Below are 17,372 nucleotides of genomic sequence, written 5' to 3'. Positions count from 1 at the left end.
TCCTGGTTGAATCATCTCAACAGGAATAATTTGGCTGCAGTCTATTAATTTTTAAATCAGAGGAAGTGATGCTGGTGGAGCGCGGGGCTGTGACTCAGAGTGGATCACATGGGCGAATAACGGGAAGATATAATGTGCTGGTGGGGCGCGGGACAGCAATGAACCTGACCAGAATAATGGCGAGTAGGCCAGATCCAGCAGCGGGACATGGATCAGCAAGACGCAGTACCCGCAGGCGCTGTCATCCATCATCATCGCCATATTGTGGCTGCCGGTCTGCATGGCCATTGACATGTCCGGCATGCTGGCCTTGCCGGTTGGCTCTGGCGGCGGCTGGTGATGGCTATGCATCGACATATCCATACCGCAGTCTGCCATGCCGGCAGGTTCAGACTGCCCGACGCGTGCATGCTCCAGCGACCGTGAGATCACCGGGGCAATGAACAACATCAGGATCGCAAAAATCCCCAGACAGGCAGGGAGACGGCTTCGCGATGTAGCAGTCCGAATTAACGACACATATATCCTAAAATAGTGCGAAATTAACGGGCGGAATTGTACTGTTTTATACGGCAAATGTTAAAACATTTTATTCAGGGTTAGCCTATTGCTAAAGTGAATTGCCGTTTGTCTCACATTCTCAACCCATTTAACCTTTAGGATATATCTTGGCCTCGCTGTGAAATAATACTGGCAGTAAAGGTAGTGTTATATCCCGACTGCTGAATATTCCAGCGTAAATATCATGGACAGGCTAAAAACATTGGGTAAATCCGTTCGCCGAAGTGCCCAGAAAAACCTCAACCTGCCAGCTTTTGCATCTCACCACGCACAATCCCTGTAATAGTGCGGATGAATAACGCAGCTATCACCGTGGTTGCCAGAGCCAGTAACGCAACGGCGATGGCATCGGCCCAAATTGCCTGAGCAAAGGCGGCATAACGTAGACCGGCACCTGCGGCGGCGGATAGCGGAAAACTGACGGCCCACCAGGAGACCCTAAACGGGCAGCAGTGTCTGAGGTCACGCAGGCGTGAAAGCAGGACTGTCAGCAGCAGCAGTGTCAGAGCAAACAATCCTTCTGCGAACAAATCTACGTGTCCTACTGTTATCACGTAGGCAGAAAACCCTACGGCAAAAGGGGCCAGCATAATCAACAGTGACGGGCTCATGGCCGCAGGCATCGGCTCTTCAAACATCAATCGCGAAAGAATGATCGTAAACAGGGGGATTGCAAAAAATAACCCAACCGACACCCCTAACACCATCAAGGCATGTGGCGGTTCGGTAAAATGCAATGCGGGGACTGCCAGGGGGATATCCAGCATTCCCACCAATGGCACGATCCAGGCCGGTACGGCATGAACCCTTTGTTGGCGAATGCCAATCCAGCGACCGGCCATTAACCACGCAAATACCGTCATGCCTATTGCCCCCAATATCCATAGCGTGCGAGCCAGGGGCATACTGATTTCGGCCAGTATAGCGGGCAACAGCAATGCGCTAATGAGCGGCGTCCCAAATAGCGCACCCGCGATAGGGTGAGTAAACTCGGCTTTGACGTGTTCAAATCCCGTCGCCGCTTTAATGGCATATGCCACAACCAGCAGCACAAATACGATCACCGCAACACCACTAATTATTTGCGCAATCCACAAGGGTGTCCCCCACTGTGTATGAGCCATTCGCCAGGCCTGCCCTAAACCGGCCAATCCCATGACGGAACCAAACAAAGCTACGGGTAACCAGGACAGCCGGGCAGAAGAAACGGAGATCATATTCAAGCCTCACTTTAGTTTGGCTGCGTTGCAGCCAAAGCATCCATCACACGAGCTGAGTACACCATCGCGGCCCCCGCATTCAAAGCCACCGCTACGCCCAGTGCTTCCGCTATCTCTTCTCTGGTCGCGCCGTGTTTCACAGCTTCTGCGGTATGTACCGCGATACAGCCATCGCAATGTGTCGTAACAGCGACAGCCAGTGCGATCAACTCACGAGTTTTGGCATCCAGATGAGAGGTTTTTTTCCCCGCTAGCGACAACGCCTGATAGCCAGAAACGGTATCAGGGGCCAGCTTGCCCAATTCGCCGACGCGGCTCATCAACTGCTTGCGGTATTCATTCCAATCCAACATGGTCTCTCCTTTCTTTGATAGGGCGATCATTGCGCAAAGCCAGATCGCATAAAAACTTGTCTAGATAATAGTCTTTGCTCGTGATTTGATGCATGATGTGGAGTCTCTATTTTTAGCTCATTCGTCTCATGGATACTTTAAGTCAACTACTTTCACTTAGCCAAACGCAGGTCAGTTTAGATGTACGCTGCTTGCTGGACGGGGCATTTTCTATCCCTCATGAGATCATGTGTCCGGGGGAAGCGGCTTTCCATTTCCTGCTTTCCGGTGAGTGCCAATTGCGCCTGAGCAAAGACCTGACACTGAAGATGAATGCAGGGGATTTTGTTTTATTGCCCCATGGCTCCGCCCACGAATTACTAAACGTGACCAAGGATACCCATTCAGTTCGGAAGATAACCCGCGATATACGCATACAAGCAGGCAAGTCTCTGCCGATCAAATGCAACCAGGATGCAGCCAACCTGGCTGATGTGGATTTGCTTTGTGGACGATTTGTTTTTACTCGTGGTGCAGGGACACTGCTGATGCAGTCATTACCCCAAGTACTGCATGTCTGTTTGCGAGATTCTTCCGGGGTGGATCAGTTGGAAGCCCTGATCTCTCTATTACGCACAGAAACCGATGATGCTCAGCCTGGTGCTCACTCCATTGTGAATACACTTGGGCAGGTTCTTCTCATTTTTGCGTTGCGCACTTATAGCCAAGGCACAAATATATCGCCTAACTTACTGGCGTTAGCCGCGGACAGAAGGTTAGGCCCTTCGATTCAGGCCATCCTGGAATCTCCAGCGCAGCCATGGACGATTTCATCGCTCGGTAAAATGGTTGCTATGTCGCGTGCCACCTATGCCCGGCAGTTTCAGGATAGATCTGGCATGACGGTGGGGGGATTTCTTACCCAAATCAGGATAATGCGCGCGTGTGAACTACTGTCTAACACCGCTCTGGGTCAGGCAGATATTGGCGAGGCCGTCGGGTATCAATCCGAAGCGGCCTTCGGTAAAGCATTTCACAAAATCATGGGACAGACACCGGGACGGTGGCGGCGGGGGCAACGTATGGGATCCTAATCCATGTAGAATCGGTGCTTACGCTGGTTGTTCTCCCAGGGCTTTTAACCAAACGATGAAGGCGTCAATCTTCGGCCACTGGCGATCGGAAAGCGTCGACACATAATAGTGCTGGTCGCATTTCAGCTCCATCTGCGGGAAGGGAGCTACCAGTTCGCCGGAATCAAGCTGCTTGCGGATCAGCCGTTTGCGGCCCATGGCCACGCCGACATGATTGATGGCTGCCGTGACGGCCAGATCGGAACGATCAAAGCCAATTCCCGGCGAGGTATCCAGATTCACGCCGAAATGCTGTGCCCAACTGTGCCATTCGTCTGTCCCTGAGTCATAACTCCAGGCTTGTCGATCGTGGAGCAGAGTGCAGTGGGAGAGGTTGCCGGGAAAGTTGACCAGCTCAAATTGCCTGGCGTATTCCGGACTACAGACCGGAATAATCGATTCGTCCATCAGGTATTGATAATGAAGTTGCGACGACGGCGTGGCGTCAAAGTAGACCGCCAGATCGATACCCGCCCGCTGGAAGTTCACATTTTCATTGCCAGTCAGAATGGTCAGATTAATGGCAGGATAACGGCGGGAGAAATCCGCCAGCGCCGGGACAATCCAACACTGAGCAATGGAAGGGCGTGAGTAAATGGTTAACGAGCCGGATAGCGCCTGATTCTTGATATCCAGAATTTCCTGGTTCAGGGTGCCGAGTGAAGATTTTAACGCCCAGAAAACCCGTTTGCCTTCGGTCGTGAGCTCCACCTTGCGATGAGAGCGGACAAACAGTTGGATCCCCAGATTGGCCTCAAGCTGATTAATGTTATGGCTGACGGCGCTGGGGCTGACAGACAGCTCATCGGCGGCCATGGCGAAAGACTCATGCCGTGCAGCAACTTCAAAGGTAAACAACCGCGATAACTGCCAGCCATTCAGCGACCGGTGTGGACCCGCCAATAGATGATTCACTGCCATAAACTCCCCCTGCGATTTAAAAAAACCGGCGTTCTTCGCACCAATTTGGTGAGCAAAGTTGACCCATGTCGCTAAATTGCACCATTTCTTGGCGTAAGTCACTCGTTTGATTCTGTTTCACTCATGTGAGGGCGGATTTTTATCGTTTGTCACCGATCGTCGTTTTCCTGTCCAATGAAGGTAAGTTAATTGCGGGGAGTATGGCTATGGATTCGCAGATTTGGGTTGCCGGCACGCTGATCGCCAGTATCGCGATCATCATTTTGACCATCGTGAAGTTTAAGTTTCATCCATTTTTGTCGTTACTGTTGGCGAGTTTCTTTGTCGGCGGCATGATGGGCATGGGCCCGATTGATATGGTTAATGCCATAGAAAACGGCATTGGCAGTACGCTAGGATTTTTAGCCGCCGTCATCGGGCTGGGTACCATTCTGGGTAAGATGATGGAGGTCTCCGGCGCGGCAGAGCGTATTGGTATTGCGCTCCAGCGTTGCCGCTGGCTGTCCGTTGACGTGATTATGGTGCTGGTCGGTTTGGTTTGCGGCATCACGCTGTTTGTTGAAGTGGGCGTGGTGCTATTGATCCCATTGGCTTTTTCCATTGCCAGAAAAACCGGGACCTCCTTGCTCAAGCTGGCCATTCCTCTGTGTACTGCATTGATGGCAGTGCACTGCGTGGTTCCTCCTCATCCTGCAGCGTTGTTTGTTACCAACAAGCTGGGTGCAGACGTGGGCACGGTGATTGTTTATGGTCTCCTTGTCGGGCTGACGGCATCACTGGTCGGGGGGCCACTGTTCCTGAAATTCGTCGGCAAGCGTTTGCCGTTTAAGGCGGTCCCGCCCGAGTTTTCTAATCTGGCCGTGCGGGAAGAACGTTCACTGCCATCACTGGGGGCAACGTTGTTTACCGTTTTGCTACCCATCGTGCTGATGCTGGCCAAAACGCTGGCAGAGCTGAACCTGGATAAAGAAGGGCGCTTGTTTACCGTTATGGAGTTTATCGGTAACCCGATCATCGCCATGTTTATCGCCGTGTTTGTGGCTTATTACGTGCTGGGGCTGCGCCGACATATGGGGATGAGCGCTCTGCTAAGCCACACAGAGTCCGGTTTTTCCTCCATCGCCAATATCTTGCTGATTATCGGTGCCGGCGGGGCATTCAACAGTATTCTGAAAACCAGCGGTCTGGCCGATACCCTGGCACTGATGCTGTCCAACCTGCATATGCACCCGATCCTGTTGGCCTGGCTGGTTGCCCTGATCCTGCATGCTGCCGTGGGTTCCGCCACCGTAGCCATGATGGGGGCCACGGCAATAGTCGCGCCGATGCTGTCGCTTTATCCTAATGTGAGCCCGGAGATCGTGACCATTGCCATCGGTTCTGGCGCCATCGGCTGCACCATTGTGACGGATTCACTGTTCTGGTTGGTGAAGCAGTATTGCGGGGCGACGCTGAATGAAACCTTCAAGTATTACACTACGGCCACCTTTATCGCCTCGGTACTGGCGCTGGGCATGACCTTTCTGCTTTCATATGTTATTTGAGTACAATAAGTTTCTTGGATAGAGCGATATCGGGATAATTAGAGGTGACATTGTCACAATTAAGGCGTGTTTTGGTGTGTTCTGCAAGGCCCATGACAGCCAAACCTCTCTATAGATTTCGCGTAGCGCGATCAAAAAAGGGGGGATGAATTGATTTCAAACTCCCTAAACCAATGAATAATGACAAACAGTGAGGAGAAAATGACGCATTCATCAGCTGAGAAGATTATCAGTTTATATGAACAGCACGCTGAAGCCTGGGAAAGGTTGCGACCCACGGATCTTTTTGAACAGGTTTGGTTGGACCGATTCCTGGGTTTGGTGCCGGATAATGGGAGGCTGTTGGATATCGGATGTGGTAATGGAATACCCATCGCTGCGTATTTCATTCAACGTGGATTTGATGTTATGGGGATTGATAGCTCAAAACAGATGATTAATGCATGCCAGAAAAAATTCATACATCAACAGTGGCGCGTAATGGATATGCGCAAATTAGCGCTGCATGAAACGTACAATGGTTTACTTGCATGGGACAGTTTTTTTCACCTGACACGTGATGACCAACGTCGCATGTTCAAAACTTTTCGAGAGCATGCCAGGAGCAAAGCCGCATTGATGTTTACCAGCGGGACAAGTGATGGTGAAGCCATTGGGGAGTTCCAAGGTGAGGCGTTGTATCATTCAAGTCTGGCGCAGGAAGAATATAAACAGCTGTTGTATGAAAATGGTTTTACCGTTGTGAAGATGGTCGTTGAAGATCCTGAATGCCGGGGACGTACGGTGTGGCTGGCAAAAAGCTTGATATAACGCATATGTATAACGTCCCATGACAAAGGCCAGAACCTCAGATTCTACGTAAACCTACCTAGGTGCGCATAATGTATATTATGTTAAATTGCATTGATGGTTACGCACCGGGCTGGCCATCCTGGCTATAACTCACCTCACCTTCAATCATTACCGGTCTCGTCACCAAGACCTATCAGCGTTTGCTCAACATCGCTGGCTTCAATCATCAGTCGGCGTGCCCTGATGAAAACGCATCTGCCATCGACCGCCATTCTCTTCTGAGGTTAACAACCAGATCGACGATCGCAATGTACAACGAGCAACACCGCCATCGGCACTACGCTGATAACTTCGGTATGTCAGCAACACTATACCTTCGGCAATTGCAGCTAACTTAAACCCGTCAGCAAAAATTTCTGTCGGGTCACTTTCCATCTGCAAAGCTGCCAGAGTTTGCGGTTTGTCATAGCGTTGGCCAGAACGCCCAATTTCTTCAAACTCTTCATGCAGCAATTCACTGACTGCTGCTAAGTCACCGCGCGTTGCCGGCTGATGCAGTTTAACTTCCCGCGATTGGATCACCGCCAACAACTCTGTCGAATGGGTCAAAACGCCCTCCTTTTTTTGATCGCGCTACGTGAAATCTGAAAACAATTGGCAGTACTCACCCTGCAGATTTCGTCAAAACGCACCATTAAATACCCCCGTAATGAACAGCCAACCACACAGTCGGCCCGTTGGGATCGGTCCATTCAACTCTATGGCGGCATTGTGCGGGAATATTCACAAAGTCACCGCTGTTTAACACCCGGATATCAGACTCATTATCAAACCTTAACCCCGCAGAACCCTGCAATACCATGATCCACTCACTTTGCGGCTGGCAATACCAGAAATCCGGCGGGCTCGATTGTCCGGTAGAAATGATACGTTCAATTTTCACATTAGGCTGTGATAGCAATGTTTCGAAGGTTTCAGCTTCTGCCTGAAGTGCGGCTTCAGGAAAGTGTTTGAATATATTCGTCATCATCTGAACTGACTCCATCGATGAGTTAACCTGGGGATTGTTCTTTCACGTTGAAGTCCTAATACTCAAAAAATTAGTGACAATGTCACTAAATCAGGGCTCCACAATTTGTACCACAACTTTCCCTTTCGCGTGTCCGTCTGCCAGATAAGCCAGTGCGCTTAGGCTGTCATCAAACGGAAATGTCCTGTCGATCACCGGTTTCAGTTTCCCGGCATCAATTAGTGTCGCTATTTGCGTCAGCTGGCTCCCATCAGGACGAACGAAAAAAAACGAATAATTAACCTGCCGATCGGCCGCACGAGAGATTATTTTTCTGCTGAGCAGCCAAAAAACAGCCTTCATCATAATATTCATCCCTCTTTTACGGGCGAATGCAAGGTCCGGAGGTCCGATGAGCGACACGATCTCGCCATGAAGTTTAAGGATCTCAAGGGACTTTTCAAGGCTGTCGCCACGAACTGTGCCCAGAACCAGATCGTAGTCAGCCGGGGTCTGTTCAACGTTCTGACGTCGATAATCGATGACGTGATCGGCTCCCAGAGATGTCACAAGCCCGGTATTCGCCGCGCTCGTGGTGGTGGTGACGCTGGCCCCCAAATATTTTGCCAGTTGGATGGCGAAGGTACCAATCCCGCCAGAACCTGCAGGGATAAAGACTTTCTGACCCGGCTTCAGCTTGGCATGCTCAAAAGCTTGCCATGAGGTAAGCGCTACCATCGGGAGCGAGGCTGCTTCCGTAAAGCTGAGGCTCATTGGCTTCAGGGCTGCCGCACTCTCTGGGACCGCCACATATTCAGACAGTGCTCCTCTGTCCATATCAAACACGCTGGCAAACACTGCATCGCCGGGCCGAAAACGCGTGACGTTTTTTCCGACATTTTCCACCACGCCGGCCAGGTCGCTGCCGATGACCGCTGGCAGAGTAAATCGAAGTATCGGTTTGAATGTTCCTTTTGGGATCATGTTGTCGATCGGGTTTAGCCCCACGGCATACACTTTGACAAGGACTTCATCGTCTCTGATCCCCGGTCGTGGGATATTTTCAAAGCTCAGTCGACCTGTTTTACCATAGTCTTGCAGTAGTAAAGCTTTCATCGTGCTATTCGCTGTTTTTAAAGGTAAAGATCCCGTCCGCAGGTGGGACGGGAGGAGCAAGTTACTAACTAATGTAGCGCGCTGCTGGATGTTCCTGCCGAAACTCCGGCAGCATCGCTTGGCGAGCTTGATTATAGTTTAGCCACTGCTGTTCGTTATGCAGAGGCGGGATGGTCACCACCTCGCGGCGGTCAAAGCCGACAAGCGCTGCATCTACCAGCTCATCGACTTCCATCACGCCGCTCACGGTATTAATGTCCGTCCCCGAACGCTGCCAGATTTCGGTGCGCGTTGCGGCAGGCAATACGGCTTGTACATACACGCCCTGCGGCGCGAGCTCGATACTCATCCCCTGAGACAGATAAAGTACAAACGCTTTGGTGGCACCATAAATGGTCAGGCCGAATTCCGGCGCCAACCCGACCACTGAACTGATGTTGATAATGGCACCCTTCCCGGCCGCGGCCAGGCGTGGAGCCACCGCGTGGGCCAGACTGGCAACCGCTGACAGATTCAGGGCTATCAGTCGGTCAATATCCGCCGCCTCCTGAGACGCAAACGAACCGGACAGGCTCATCCCGGCGTTATTCACCAGCACCGTTATGTTCTCATCGTCACGAAGCCGCTGCGCCACGGCTTGCACATCCGCTCGCTGCGTGAGGTCTGCCGGCAGGATGTCCACGGCCACGCCATAATCTGCGCGCAGGCGACCGGCCAGCACTTCCATACGGGCAACATCCCGCGCAACCAGGATAAGGTTATGCCCGCAGCGGGCGAAACGATCTGCATAAACTGCGCCAATACCGGTGGAGGCACCGGTGATCAATACCGAACTGATGTCTGTCATGCTTGCCTCTCTGTGATGGGAAATGATTCATACTTCACTCATTGAATGATGCGCGTCATCTATAATAGATGTCAATCATCATTTATTTTGTTAGCACTATTTTGTCTCTGGCCCCCTCCAGGCGAACTGACAGGTTGGATGCCGCCTTTTGCGGCTTCCAACCTGCGCAGTCAGATTAATTACCCTTTGTCAGGACGGATTTTAAACCAGATGGCATACATCGCCGGCAGGAACACCAATGTCATCAGGGTTCCTCCGAAGGTGCCGCCAATCAAGGTGTAGGCCAGAGTGCCCCAGAATACCGAATGGGTCAGCGGGATAAAAGCCAAAATGGCCGCCAACGCGGTAAGCAACACTGGCCGGGCACGTTGCACCGTAGCTTCGACTACCGCATGGAACGGATCCATCCCCGCCTGCTGATTGTGATCGATTTGCCCGATCAGGATCAGGGTATTCCGCATTAAAATACCCGATAGCGCGATCAGCCCGACCAGAGCGTTGATGCCAAACGGCTGTTGGAACAGCAGCAAAGTGGGCACTACACCGATCAGTCCCAATGGGGCCGTGAGGAATACCATGACCATCGCGGACATCGAGCGGACCTGCAAAATGATAATCAACAGCGTCAATGCGATCATGATCGGGAATAACGGTAACATCGCCTTGGTCGCCTTGGCTGACTCTTCAACCGAACCGGCCTGTTCTATGCGGTAACCGGCGGGCAGTTGATCGATGACCGGCTGTAACGCTTTCAGCATCACGGCGGAAACGTCCGGGGGTTGCAGCCCTTCGGCTATGTCGCCCCGAACCGTCATCGTCGGAATGCGGTCGCGACGTCGCAGGATAGGATCTTCCATTCGCACGTCCACTTCGCCCACTTGCGATAGCGGAATGCGTTGGCCGGCAGAGCCCACCAGGGTAAAACCGGCTATTCTGGCCGGATCGAGTCGAATATTCCCCGCCGCCCGGCCGACAACCTGCACAGCACGAATATCCTCGCGCACCGACGTGATAGGTATGCCAGAGATCAGGAATTGCAGTTGTTGCGCTACGCTGTTGGACGTTAATCCCACTGCTTGCAAACGGTTTTGATCCAAAGAGAAGTGCAGCGTGGGCACTCGTTGCCCCCAGTCGGTGTTAACGGTCCGCATCATCGGGCTGCTCTGCATCAGGGTCTCGACCTGACTGGCAATTTCGCGCAGTTTATCGGGGGACGGCCCCATGACTCGATAAGCCACAGGGAATGGCGAGTACGGACCAAATACCAGTTGAGTGACCCGGATACGAGCCTCTGGGGCCAGCCCTTCAGCTGCGGCTTCGCGAAGACGGAACTTAAGGGCTTCACGGGCTTGCTGGCTGTCCGTGAGTATCACTATCTTTGCGAACGAAGGATCGGGTAGCTCTGGCGCCATGGCCAGATAAAAACGCGGCGAACCCTGACCAATATACGATGTGACGATCCTGGCCTCAGGCTGTTTCTTCAGCCAGGCTTCAACCTTGGCGGTGGCGGCGCTGGTCTGCTCAATCGCGGTTCCATAGGGCATTTGTACCTCGACCAGTACTTCAGGACGATCGGAGGTAGGGAAAAACTGCTTCTTGACCAGCCCCATGCCGACAACTGCCAGGATAAAGGCGGCAATCACCGTAGCGGCCACTGCCCACTTGCGGGTGATGACTCGGGTCAACAACCGACGAAAGCGGTTATAGTGGCGGGTGTTATAGATAGCCGCGTGCCCCCCCTTGACCTGTTTGATGTTCGGCAACATCTTCACCCCCAGATAAGGCGTAAAGATCACCGCAACCACCCAGGATGCGATCAGGGCGATACCGACAATCCAGAACATGTTACTGGTGTACTCGCCAGCGGTAGACTGTGCGAAACCATTAGGCATAAAACCAATGGCCGTCACCAGCGTCCCCGCCAGCATTGGTGCAGCCGTATGGCTCCAGGCGTAGGCGGAGGCTTTGAGCCGGTCGTACCCTTCCTCCATCTTTACCACCATCATTTCGATGGCGATAATGGCGTCATCAACCAGCAGTCCCAGCGCCAGTATCAGTGAGCCCAGGGTAATGCGATCAAAGTTCTTTCCAGAGGCCTCCATCACCACAAACACCACTGCCAGCGTCAAAGGCACCGCCGCGGCAACCACTACCCCTACGCGCCAGCCCATGCTAACAAAACAAACCACCATCACCACCAGTAGTGCAACGAAGAACTTCACCATAAATTCGTCAACTGCAGACCGGATATTAGCCGACTGGTCAGTGATCTTGGTGAGTGTCATCCCCAGTGGCATGGCCTGATTGATACTGGCCGTTTCTGCATTAAGCGCTTTGCCCAGGTCCAGTCCGTTCCATCCCTCCCGCATCACAATGCCCAACAGCAGAGCCTGCTCGCCGTTGTTGCGAATAATAAAGGTGGCAGGATCTTCATAACCGCGTTCCACCGTCGCGACGTCCGAAAGCTTCAGGGTCCGCCCCTGTGCCACAACCGGTGTGTCACGGATCTTCGTCAAGGTATCGAGGGCACCGTCCAGGCGCAAAAAAACCTGCGGCCCCTGGGTGTCAATAGAGCCGGCGGGCGTCAGCACGTTCTGGTTATTCAGTGCGGCAAAAATCTGTTGGGGAGTCACGCCAAGGGTGGCCAGTCGATCGTGAGAGAAAGAGACAAAGATACGTTCCGCCTGCTCGCCAATGATATTGACCTTTTTCACGCCCGGTACATGCAACAGGCGCTGGCGAAGGGACTCGGCATCACGCACTAACAGGCGTTGCGGTTCTCCCCTGGCCTTCAACGCAAACAGCGCAAAGGTGACGTCTGAAAATTCATCATTGACCATCGGTCCTATGACGCCCGCAGGCAAGTTCCTGGTCTCGTCACCCAGTTTTTTGCGGGCCTGATAGAACGCTTCCTGTACCTCAGATGGCGGTGTTTTATCCGCCAGTGACAGCATGGTGAAGGCTAACCCTGGGCGCGTGTAGGTTTCGCTGCGGTCATACCATTTCAGTTCCTGCATCCGTTTTTCAAGCGGCTCGGCGACCTGATCCTGCATTTCCTGCGCCGTAGCCCCCGGCCAGGCGGTGATGACCGTCATCTGTTTAACCGTAAAGGGCGGATCTTCAGCACGTCCCAATTCGAAAAACGAAAGAATACCGGCTACCGTGATAAGAAAGATCAAGAAAAGCGTGATGGAACGTTCGCGCACCGCGAGTGCCGAGAGGTTAAAACGCCCTGTGCTCATGGCTGGCTCCCGGCAACGCCGTCGTCAGCCTGCTGAGCCGATCTGACCTGCTCACCGTCGCGCAGCAAGTGCGCCCCCAAAGCCACGACCTGTTCGCCAGCCCTGAGATTGCCAGCAACTTGTGCCATATCGTCGCTGATGCCCAGGACCTGCACCGCGCGCCAGGACACTGTTGCCGGTTTACCGGCGATAATCCATACGCCAGCCCCCTTGCCGGGGTCATACAATGCCGCGACCGGCACCTGTAGCCTTGACGCCGAACGATTACCGTTAGCGATATCGAGGGTGACGGTGGATCCTAAAGGGGCTCCAGCCAGCGAGCCTTCAAGCACATATCTGGCCTCGAATGTTCGCGTCGAAGGATCGGCCGCATCAGAAAGCAGTCGCAATGTGGAAGGCATTGCGTCACCACTGCGGCCATACAGACTGGCCATCGCCACACTGCCAATGGCCGGACGCAATGTTTCCGGCAGATGCACTATGGCCTCTCTTTGCCCTGCCCGCGCCAGCCGAACTATCGGCTGACCTGCACTGACAACCTGTCCGGGTTCAGCCAGGGTCGCCATCACCACGCCATCGGCGTCGGCGGGTAGAACGGCATACCCGGAAGCATTACGGGCCACATCAGCCTGAGCCTCTGCGGCGCTGAGCTGCGCCTTGGCAGTATCCGCTGCCGCTTTGATCTGATCGTAAGCCGAGGCTGAAACAGCACCGGTGGCGACCAGTCCACGGTAACGTGCTTCGTCGGCGGTCGCCTGTCGGGCCTGCGCGCGAGCTGCCGTCACGGCTTGTTGCTGGGCTCGCGCCTGCAGAGCCAAATCGACCGGATCAAGACGCATCAGTGGCTGACCACGTTTGACGGTCTGACCGGTGTCGACCAGGCGCTCAAGTATTTTTCCGGAGACCCGGAAACCGAGGTCACTCTGGATGCGCGCGACCACGACGCCGGTGAAAGCGCGAGAAGTATCGATTGAATCTTCAACCGCTACCGCCCGCACTAAAGGCGGCTTAATTCGTGGGTCGTCGCCGGTCGATGTGTCACCACAGGCCACCAGGGCGAGAGGCAACAGACAAATGGCAATGGTGGCAGGTTTAAACCGAGGCATGGGTTCCCTTACGTCATTAACAGGACAAGAACCGCATTCTCTAACTAGTGACCAATTATGTCAATGGTCACTAATGGCGTTATGGCGACAGACTGCGCAATATCAATGCTGATAAAAGCACCGCAGCCTCACCGGCCGTTTCCAGGTTGTATTGCAGTTGTACCGGGTTGATATAGGGCCGCATCACCAGATAAATCGCACTGGCGGCTTCGTCCAGCGGGGTCTTGCGCTCAAACTCCCCGGACTCGCGGCCCTCACGGATAATTTGCTGAATGACCTGCTGCAAATGAACTTCATGCGCCTTCACTGAAGGCCACCGATCGCGTGCGGCAACAGCGGCGATGTCATACAGCTTGCGGTCATGGAAGAACAAGTCGCTGCCGGTTTCTGACAGCGCCTTGAACAGGCGTCTCAGCTTCTCTGAGGCGGTGGGTGCCTCTGCGATCGCCGAATCCACCAGCGCCATAATCATGGCCAGGCGATTGGCGCAGATCACCTCGCCAATCGCCTGCTTGGACTCAAAGAATTTGTAGATATAAGCCTTGGAAAAACCGATGGCCTTGGCCAGATCGGACACCGTGGTTTTTTCAAACCCATAATGTCCAAAATATTCTGTAGCCGCCTCTACCACCTGATCGCGAACGCTGTGATCAGAGGGGCCGCGTGTTTGGGGTGTCTTCATTTTTTTATTCATCGGTATAGCTTATCTCTGTGAGTTTTGATTCACAATGAGTGACCAATATATTAATGGGTCACAATCTATATTAAACGGCAAACGCCTCCCCCAGAGAAACAAGGAGAGCGGCAGATGAATAGCAAGAGGTTATCTATCAGGCGGGTTGTTATACCTTGCAGCGCTAAAATCAGAACTCCCCGCTGAGTGACGGGGAATTCCACCAGATAAACCCATGCGGGGCCAAGCTGGCTACTCTGTCAGGAGCCCTCTCTAGCGAGCCAGTTCTACTCCGTCCAGTTCAGAAATCGCCAGGCAGTAAACCTCGGTGATGGCCTCCACCGTGTAGGCGGTTTTCGCCGGGATCATCAACATCTCATGCGCTTGCAGAATCTGATCCCCAATTTTGAGTTCACCAGACAAAACCATCAGTTTGACCCAACCCGGATGAAAACGGGCTGACTGTTGGCTGCCAGCATCAAGTTTCAACAGCGCCGTGTGCCCTTGCGCCTCACGTTTTAAGATATGGTAATAGACTCCATCGTAAGGCATTTTTTCGTAGTGCAGTGTCGCCAGTGTTCTTTTATGCATGATAGCTTCCTAGTAATCGGTGATTAGTTGGATCAAGTATCACAATTCCCTAACGGCCTTTGGGCCTGTTAATAAATATATAGGACGTATGCCCCAGACGCAAAATCAGTGGCAAAGGTTCTTTGCCCGGGTTATGAGACGTCTGCGGCTGCAAAGGGGGATCACTGGCGAGGTTGCATAGGATGACTGCGGGGACGACGAAGGCTTTGGTCTGACACCGGGGGGCACATCTGGGGGAGAGTTCGCCCGCAGAGTGCGGGCGATTAAAACAGGGTTATCGGCGACGTAACAGCAGGCCCGCCAATAAACTCACGCCGGCAAAGATCGCCACAGTGGTGAGTGGCTTCTTCTTGACCAGGTCGCTGACGCAGCCCAGGGCATCGCCATACTTTTCTTGTATCGCCCCCGCCACGTAGCGGGCGCTCCCTTCGGCTTGCAGGCGTTCATCGCCCGTCACATCACCCGCAACTTCCTGCGTTTTGCCGACAACTTTATCCATAACACCTTCGATTTTATCGCTGTTCATCCTGTTCTCCTGAGTTTGATATCGGTAGATGACAGCCTCAATACTAAGCTGCCCCCTAGCCACTCATAAGGTCAATTTGCATGAAATTGACTAGTGCATTTGAGCCTTACTTTTCCTTTTTAGACTGCCGTTCACCGGCAAATAACCCCCGTTCACGGGCCCAGACAATGGCCTCACTACGGCTGTGCACGTCGAGTTTGGAATACACCGTAGCCACATGATTACGCACGGTATTGGCGGCAAGATTAAGGCGGGTGGCAATTTTCTTGTCAGGCAGGCCTTCGCAGATTAGCCCCAACACATCGCGCTCACGGGCAGTCAGATCGGTGAAGGAAACCCCAGACAGATGGGGTTTATTGATGCTTTTCACATTGGCCAGTTTCTCGAGCAGCGTTTGACTGAACCAGGAAGCATCTTGCATCACCTCCTCGATGGCGGACACCAACTCCAGTTCCGACCGTTTGCGTTCGGTAATATCCATCATGACCAACAGATAACAGGGCGCGTCCTGAATACTCACGGCATCGGCGGAGACCACGCAGTCGATCACGTCGTTGCCCTTTTTCCGGACTTTAACATCCTGACTCTCGACGTTGCCGGTTTTTGCCAGCAGGGTAAACAAACGGCGACATTCCCCCTGCCCATCAATAACATTGAGATCCTCGACCGTCTTGCCGATCAGCTCCTCAGCGGCGTATCCGGTGGTCTTGATAAAAGCTTCGTTGATATCCAGCACTTGCTGCTTGTCCGCAGTGCACACCAGCGTCGGGACCGGGCTCAGACGAAAGGACTTGGCGAACCGCTCTTCACTCTCGCGTAACGCCGACTCGGCCTTACGGCGAGGCTCAAGGTCGGTAAAGGTAAACAGCATGCAATCTTCTTCATTGATGTCCAGCGGCTGCCCGGCAACGATCACCAGTTTGGTTCCCCCTGCGGGCAGTTTTAACTCGGCCTGCATCTGCGGAATGGTTGCCCCTTCACTCAGGCGCTGCACGGCCAGCTCCTTATTTTCCGCCTGCTCCAGTACATCCAGTGCGTAGACCGAATTGCCCATTACCTGATCGCGGTGGTAACCGGTCATATCGAGGAACCCCTGATTGACCTTGATGTAACGCAGGTCGTTCAGGCTACAGATCACTGCGGGTGCCGGATTGGCGTTGAAGGTTTTTTCAAAGCGATCTTCGGCACTGGCCCACTCGGTGGCATCACTCAGGATCAATACCAATAACTCGGGCTGCCCTTTAGCGTCGGTGATAATCAGGCTGCGCAGACGGTGAACCCAGATAAACTCCGGCTCGCTGATGGGTTTTACCTCGACCAGCACATCACTGAATTCTTCACCCTTGGCCACCCGGTTAATCGGGTATTGCTCTGCGGTCAAAGGATGATTGTTGCGATAACGCAAGGCAAAACGCTCCGCGTACTCCTGGGCATTGGCTCCCAGCTCACGCAGTTTGGTCAGCCCATGCATGCTCAGCGCGGCTTCATTCGCCCACAGAATGGTCTGATCGATTTCGGTCAGGATCACCCCTTCGGTCAATCCTGAAATGATCTGTTGTAGTTGGCTGCGGTTAGTTTCGCTGGCAAGAACGGACTGGCTCATTATTTCTCCATAAGACAAAAGGCCTCGGGCCACCAAATGGCGATCTTCGCGCCTGGCAATGATGCGACTTCCCAACCAGCATAGTGCTTAAGTAGTTCATTCGCGGGGTGTGAATGCACTAGCACCAAGGGTGCAAATGAACCGGGACGATCGGTG

General features: G+C 53.3%; 17 protein-coding genes. 3 read left to right on the top strand and 14 right to left on the bottom strand.

The window, feature by feature from the left end; all coding sequences use genetic code 11:
* Positions 1 to 51: 51 nt before the first annotated feature.
* The 3 genes from NHG65_RS13075 to NHG65_RS13065 all read right to left on the bottom strand — a co-directional run bounded on the left by NHG65_RS13075 (position 52) and on the right by NHG65_RS13065 (position 2,134).
* Positions 52 to 450 carry a DUF2946 domain-containing protein gene (locus NHG65_RS13075; RefSeq protein WP_499183451.1) on the bottom strand — a complete coding sequence of 133 codons (399 nt, stop codon included), beginning with the start codon at positions 448 to 450 and terminating at the stop codon, positions 52 to 54.
* Positions 451 to 800: 350 nt separating this feature from the next.
* Positions 801 to 1,778 (bottom strand): SLAC1 anion channel family protein, encoded by a 978-nt coding sequence (locus NHG65_RS13070; protein ID WP_499183450.1) that lies wholly within the window; start codon positions 1,776 to 1,778, stop codon positions 801 to 803.
* A gap of 14 nt (positions 1,779 to 1,792) precedes the next feature.
* Positions 1,793 to 2,134, bottom strand: coding sequence for a carboxymuconolactone decarboxylase family protein (locus NHG65_RS13065; protein ID WP_283603277.1), 342 nt, complete (start codon positions 2,132 to 2,134; stop codon positions 1,793 to 1,795).
* Between the two features lie 128 nt (positions 2,135 to 2,262).
* Between NHG65_RS13065 and NHG65_RS13060 the strand changes: the two genes are divergently transcribed.
* On the top strand, positions 2,263 to 3,207 hold the full coding sequence (locus NHG65_RS13060) for a cupin domain-containing protein (protein WP_099062055.1): 945 nt from the start codon (positions 2,263 to 2,265) through the stop codon (positions 3,205 to 3,207).
* Positions 3,208 to 3,225: 18 nt separating this feature from the next.
* Here NHG65_RS13060 and dsdC read toward each other — a convergent pair whose 3' ends face one another.
* Positions 3,226 to 4,167, bottom strand: coding sequence for a DNA-binding transcriptional regulator DsdC (gene dsdC / locus NHG65_RS13055; RefSeq protein ID WP_499183449.1), 942 nt, complete (start codon positions 4,165 to 4,167; stop codon positions 3,226 to 3,228).
* Between the two features lie 206 nt (positions 4,168 to 4,373).
* Here dsdC and dsdX point away from each other — a divergent pair, with 206 nt between their 5' ends.
* Both dsdX and NHG65_RS13045 read left to right on the top strand, forming a co-directional pair.
* Complete coding sequence (gene dsdX, locus NHG65_RS13050) at positions 4,374 to 5,711, top strand: D-serine transporter DsdX (protein WP_261426587.1); 1,338 nt, start codon at positions 4,374 to 4,376, stop codon at positions 5,709 to 5,711.
* A gap of 201 nt (positions 5,712 to 5,912) precedes the next feature.
* Entirely contained in the window at positions 5,913 to 6,521 is a 609-nt protein-coding gene (locus tag NHG65_RS13045) for a class I SAM-dependent DNA methyltransferase (protein ID WP_207976782.1), read from the top strand.
* A 201-nt stretch (positions 6,522 to 6,722) separates the two neighbouring features.
* Here the strand turns inward: NHG65_RS13045 and NHG65_RS13040 are convergent, their stop codons facing one another.
* From NHG65_RS13040 to NHG65_RS12995, 10 genes are all read right to left on the bottom strand, one after another.
* Positions 6,723 to 7,112, bottom strand: coding sequence for a nuclear transport factor 2 family protein (locus tag NHG65_RS13040; RefSeq protein WP_499183448.1), 390 nt, complete (start codon positions 7,110 to 7,112; stop codon positions 6,723 to 6,725).
* Positions 7,113 to 7,197: 85 nt separating this feature from the next.
* Positions 7,198 to 7,533, bottom strand: a complete 336-nt coding sequence (locus NHG65_RS13035) for a cupin domain-containing protein (RefSeq protein ID WP_099062042.1) — start codon at positions 7,531 to 7,533, stop codon at positions 7,198 to 7,200.
* Positions 7,534 to 7,623: 90 nt separating this feature from the next.
* Complete coding sequence (locus tag NHG65_RS13030; protein WP_499183447.1) at positions 7,624 to 8,628, bottom strand: NADP-dependent oxidoreductase; 1,005 nt, start codon at positions 8,626 to 8,628, stop codon at positions 7,624 to 7,626.
* Between the two features lie 64 nt (positions 8,629 to 8,692).
* Complete coding sequence (locus NHG65_RS13025; protein ID WP_499183446.1) at positions 8,693 to 9,475, bottom strand: SDR family NAD(P)-dependent oxidoreductase; 783 nt, start codon at positions 9,473 to 9,475, stop codon at positions 8,693 to 8,695.
* A 179-nt stretch (positions 9,476 to 9,654) separates the two neighbouring features.
* Positions 9,655 to 12,717 (bottom strand): efflux RND transporter permease subunit, encoded by a 3,063-nt coding sequence (locus NHG65_RS13020; protein ID WP_499183445.1) that lies wholly within the window; start codon positions 12,715 to 12,717, stop codon positions 9,655 to 9,657.
* Positions 12,714 to 13,823, bottom strand: coding sequence for an efflux RND transporter periplasmic adaptor subunit (locus NHG65_RS13015; RefSeq protein WP_499183444.1), 1,110 nt, complete (start codon positions 13,821 to 13,823; stop codon positions 12,714 to 12,716). The genes NHG65_RS13020 and NHG65_RS13015 overlap by 4 nt, the downstream gene beginning before the upstream one ends.
* Before the next feature lie 79 nt (positions 13,824 to 13,902).
* A complete protein-coding gene (locus NHG65_RS13010; RefSeq protein WP_232518964.1) occupies positions 13,903 to 14,505 on the bottom strand; it encodes a TetR/AcrR family transcriptional regulator in 603 nt (200 codons plus the stop codon).
* A 264-nt stretch (positions 14,506 to 14,769) separates the two neighbouring features.
* On the bottom strand, positions 14,770 to 15,087 hold the full coding sequence (locus NHG65_RS13005; protein WP_099062039.1) for a cupin domain-containing protein: 318 nt from the start codon (positions 15,085 to 15,087) through the stop codon (positions 14,770 to 14,772).
* 274 nt (positions 15,088 to 15,361) lie between these two features.
* On the bottom strand, positions 15,362 to 15,613 hold the full coding sequence (locus NHG65_RS13000; protein WP_085116822.1) for a CsbD family protein: 252 nt from the start codon (positions 15,611 to 15,613) through the stop codon (positions 15,362 to 15,364).
* Between the two features lie 106 nt (positions 15,614 to 15,719).
* Positions 15,720 to 17,216, bottom strand: a complete 1,497-nt coding sequence (locus NHG65_RS12995; protein WP_499183443.1) for a PAS domain S-box protein — start codon at positions 17,214 to 17,216, stop codon at positions 15,720 to 15,722.
* Positions 17,217 to 17,372: the final 156 nt, after the last annotated feature.

Source organism: Serratia myotis (assembly GCF_027474885.1).
Lineage (GTDB): Bacteria > Pseudomonadota > Gammaproteobacteria > Enterobacterales > Enterobacteriaceae > Serratia > Serratia proteamaculans.
The sequence above is the reverse complement of the archived record's forward strand: the minus strand, read 5'-3'. Positions and strand labels throughout refer to the sequence as shown.

Bases quoted from the DNA above. Each gene is read 5' to 3' on its own strand.
- NHG65_RS13075 (WP_499183451.1), bottom strand. From the start codon at position 450: ATGTTGTTCATTGCCCCGGTGATCTCACGGTCGCTGGAGCATGCACGC.
- NHG65_RS13070 (WP_499183450.1), bottom strand. From the start codon at position 1,778: ATGATCTCCGTTTCTTCTGCCCGGCTGTCCTGGTTACCCGTAGCTTTG.
- NHG65_RS13065 (WP_283603277.1), bottom strand. From the start codon at position 2,134: ATGTTGGATTGGAATGAATACCGCAAGCAGTTGATGAGCCGCGTCGGC.
- NHG65_RS13060 (WP_099062055.1), top strand. From the start codon at position 2,263: ATGGATACTTTAAGTCAACTACTTTCACTTAGCCAAACGCAGGTCAGT.
- dsdC (WP_499183449.1), bottom strand. From the start codon at position 4,167: ATGGCAGTGAATCATCTATTGGCGGGTCCACACCGGTCGCTGAATGGC.
- dsdX (WP_261426587.1), top strand. From the start codon at position 4,374: ATGGATTCGCAGATTTGGGTTGCCGGCACGCTGATCGCCAGTATCGCG.
- NHG65_RS13045 (WP_207976782.1), top strand. From the start codon at position 5,913: ATGACGCATTCATCAGCTGAGAAGATTATCAGTTTATATGAACAGCAC.
- NHG65_RS13035 (WP_099062042.1), bottom strand. From the start codon at position 7,533: ATGATGACGAATATATTCAAACACTTTCCTGAAGCCGCACTTCAGGCA.
- NHG65_RS13030 (WP_499183447.1), bottom strand. From the start codon at position 8,628: ATGAAAGCTTTACTACTGCAAGACTATGGTAAAACAGGTCGACTGAGC.
- NHG65_RS13025 (WP_499183446.1), bottom strand. From the start codon at position 9,475: ATGACAGACATCAGTTCGGTATTGATCACCGGTGCCTCCACCGGTATT.
- NHG65_RS13020 (WP_499183445.1), bottom strand. From the start codon at position 12,717: ATGAGCACAGGGCGTTTTAACCTCTCGGCACTCGCGGTGCGCGAACGT.
- NHG65_RS13015 (WP_499183444.1), bottom strand. From the start codon at position 13,823: ATGCCTCGGTTTAAACCTGCCACCATTGCCATTTGTCTGTTGCCTCTC.
- NHG65_RS13010 (WP_232518964.1), bottom strand. From the start codon at position 14,505: ATGAAGACACCCCAAACACGCGGCCCCTCTGATCACAGCGTTCGCGAT.
- NHG65_RS13005 (WP_099062039.1), bottom strand. From the start codon at position 15,087: ATGCATAAAAGAACACTGGCGACACTGCACTACGAAAAAATGCCTTAC.
- NHG65_RS13000 (WP_085116822.1), bottom strand. From the start codon at position 15,613: ATGAACAGCGATAAAATCGAAGGTGTTATGGATAAAGTTGTCGGCAAA.
- NHG65_RS12995 (WP_499183443.1), bottom strand. From the start codon at position 17,216: ATGAGCCAGTCCGTTCTTGCCAGCGAAACTAACCGCAGCCAACTACAA.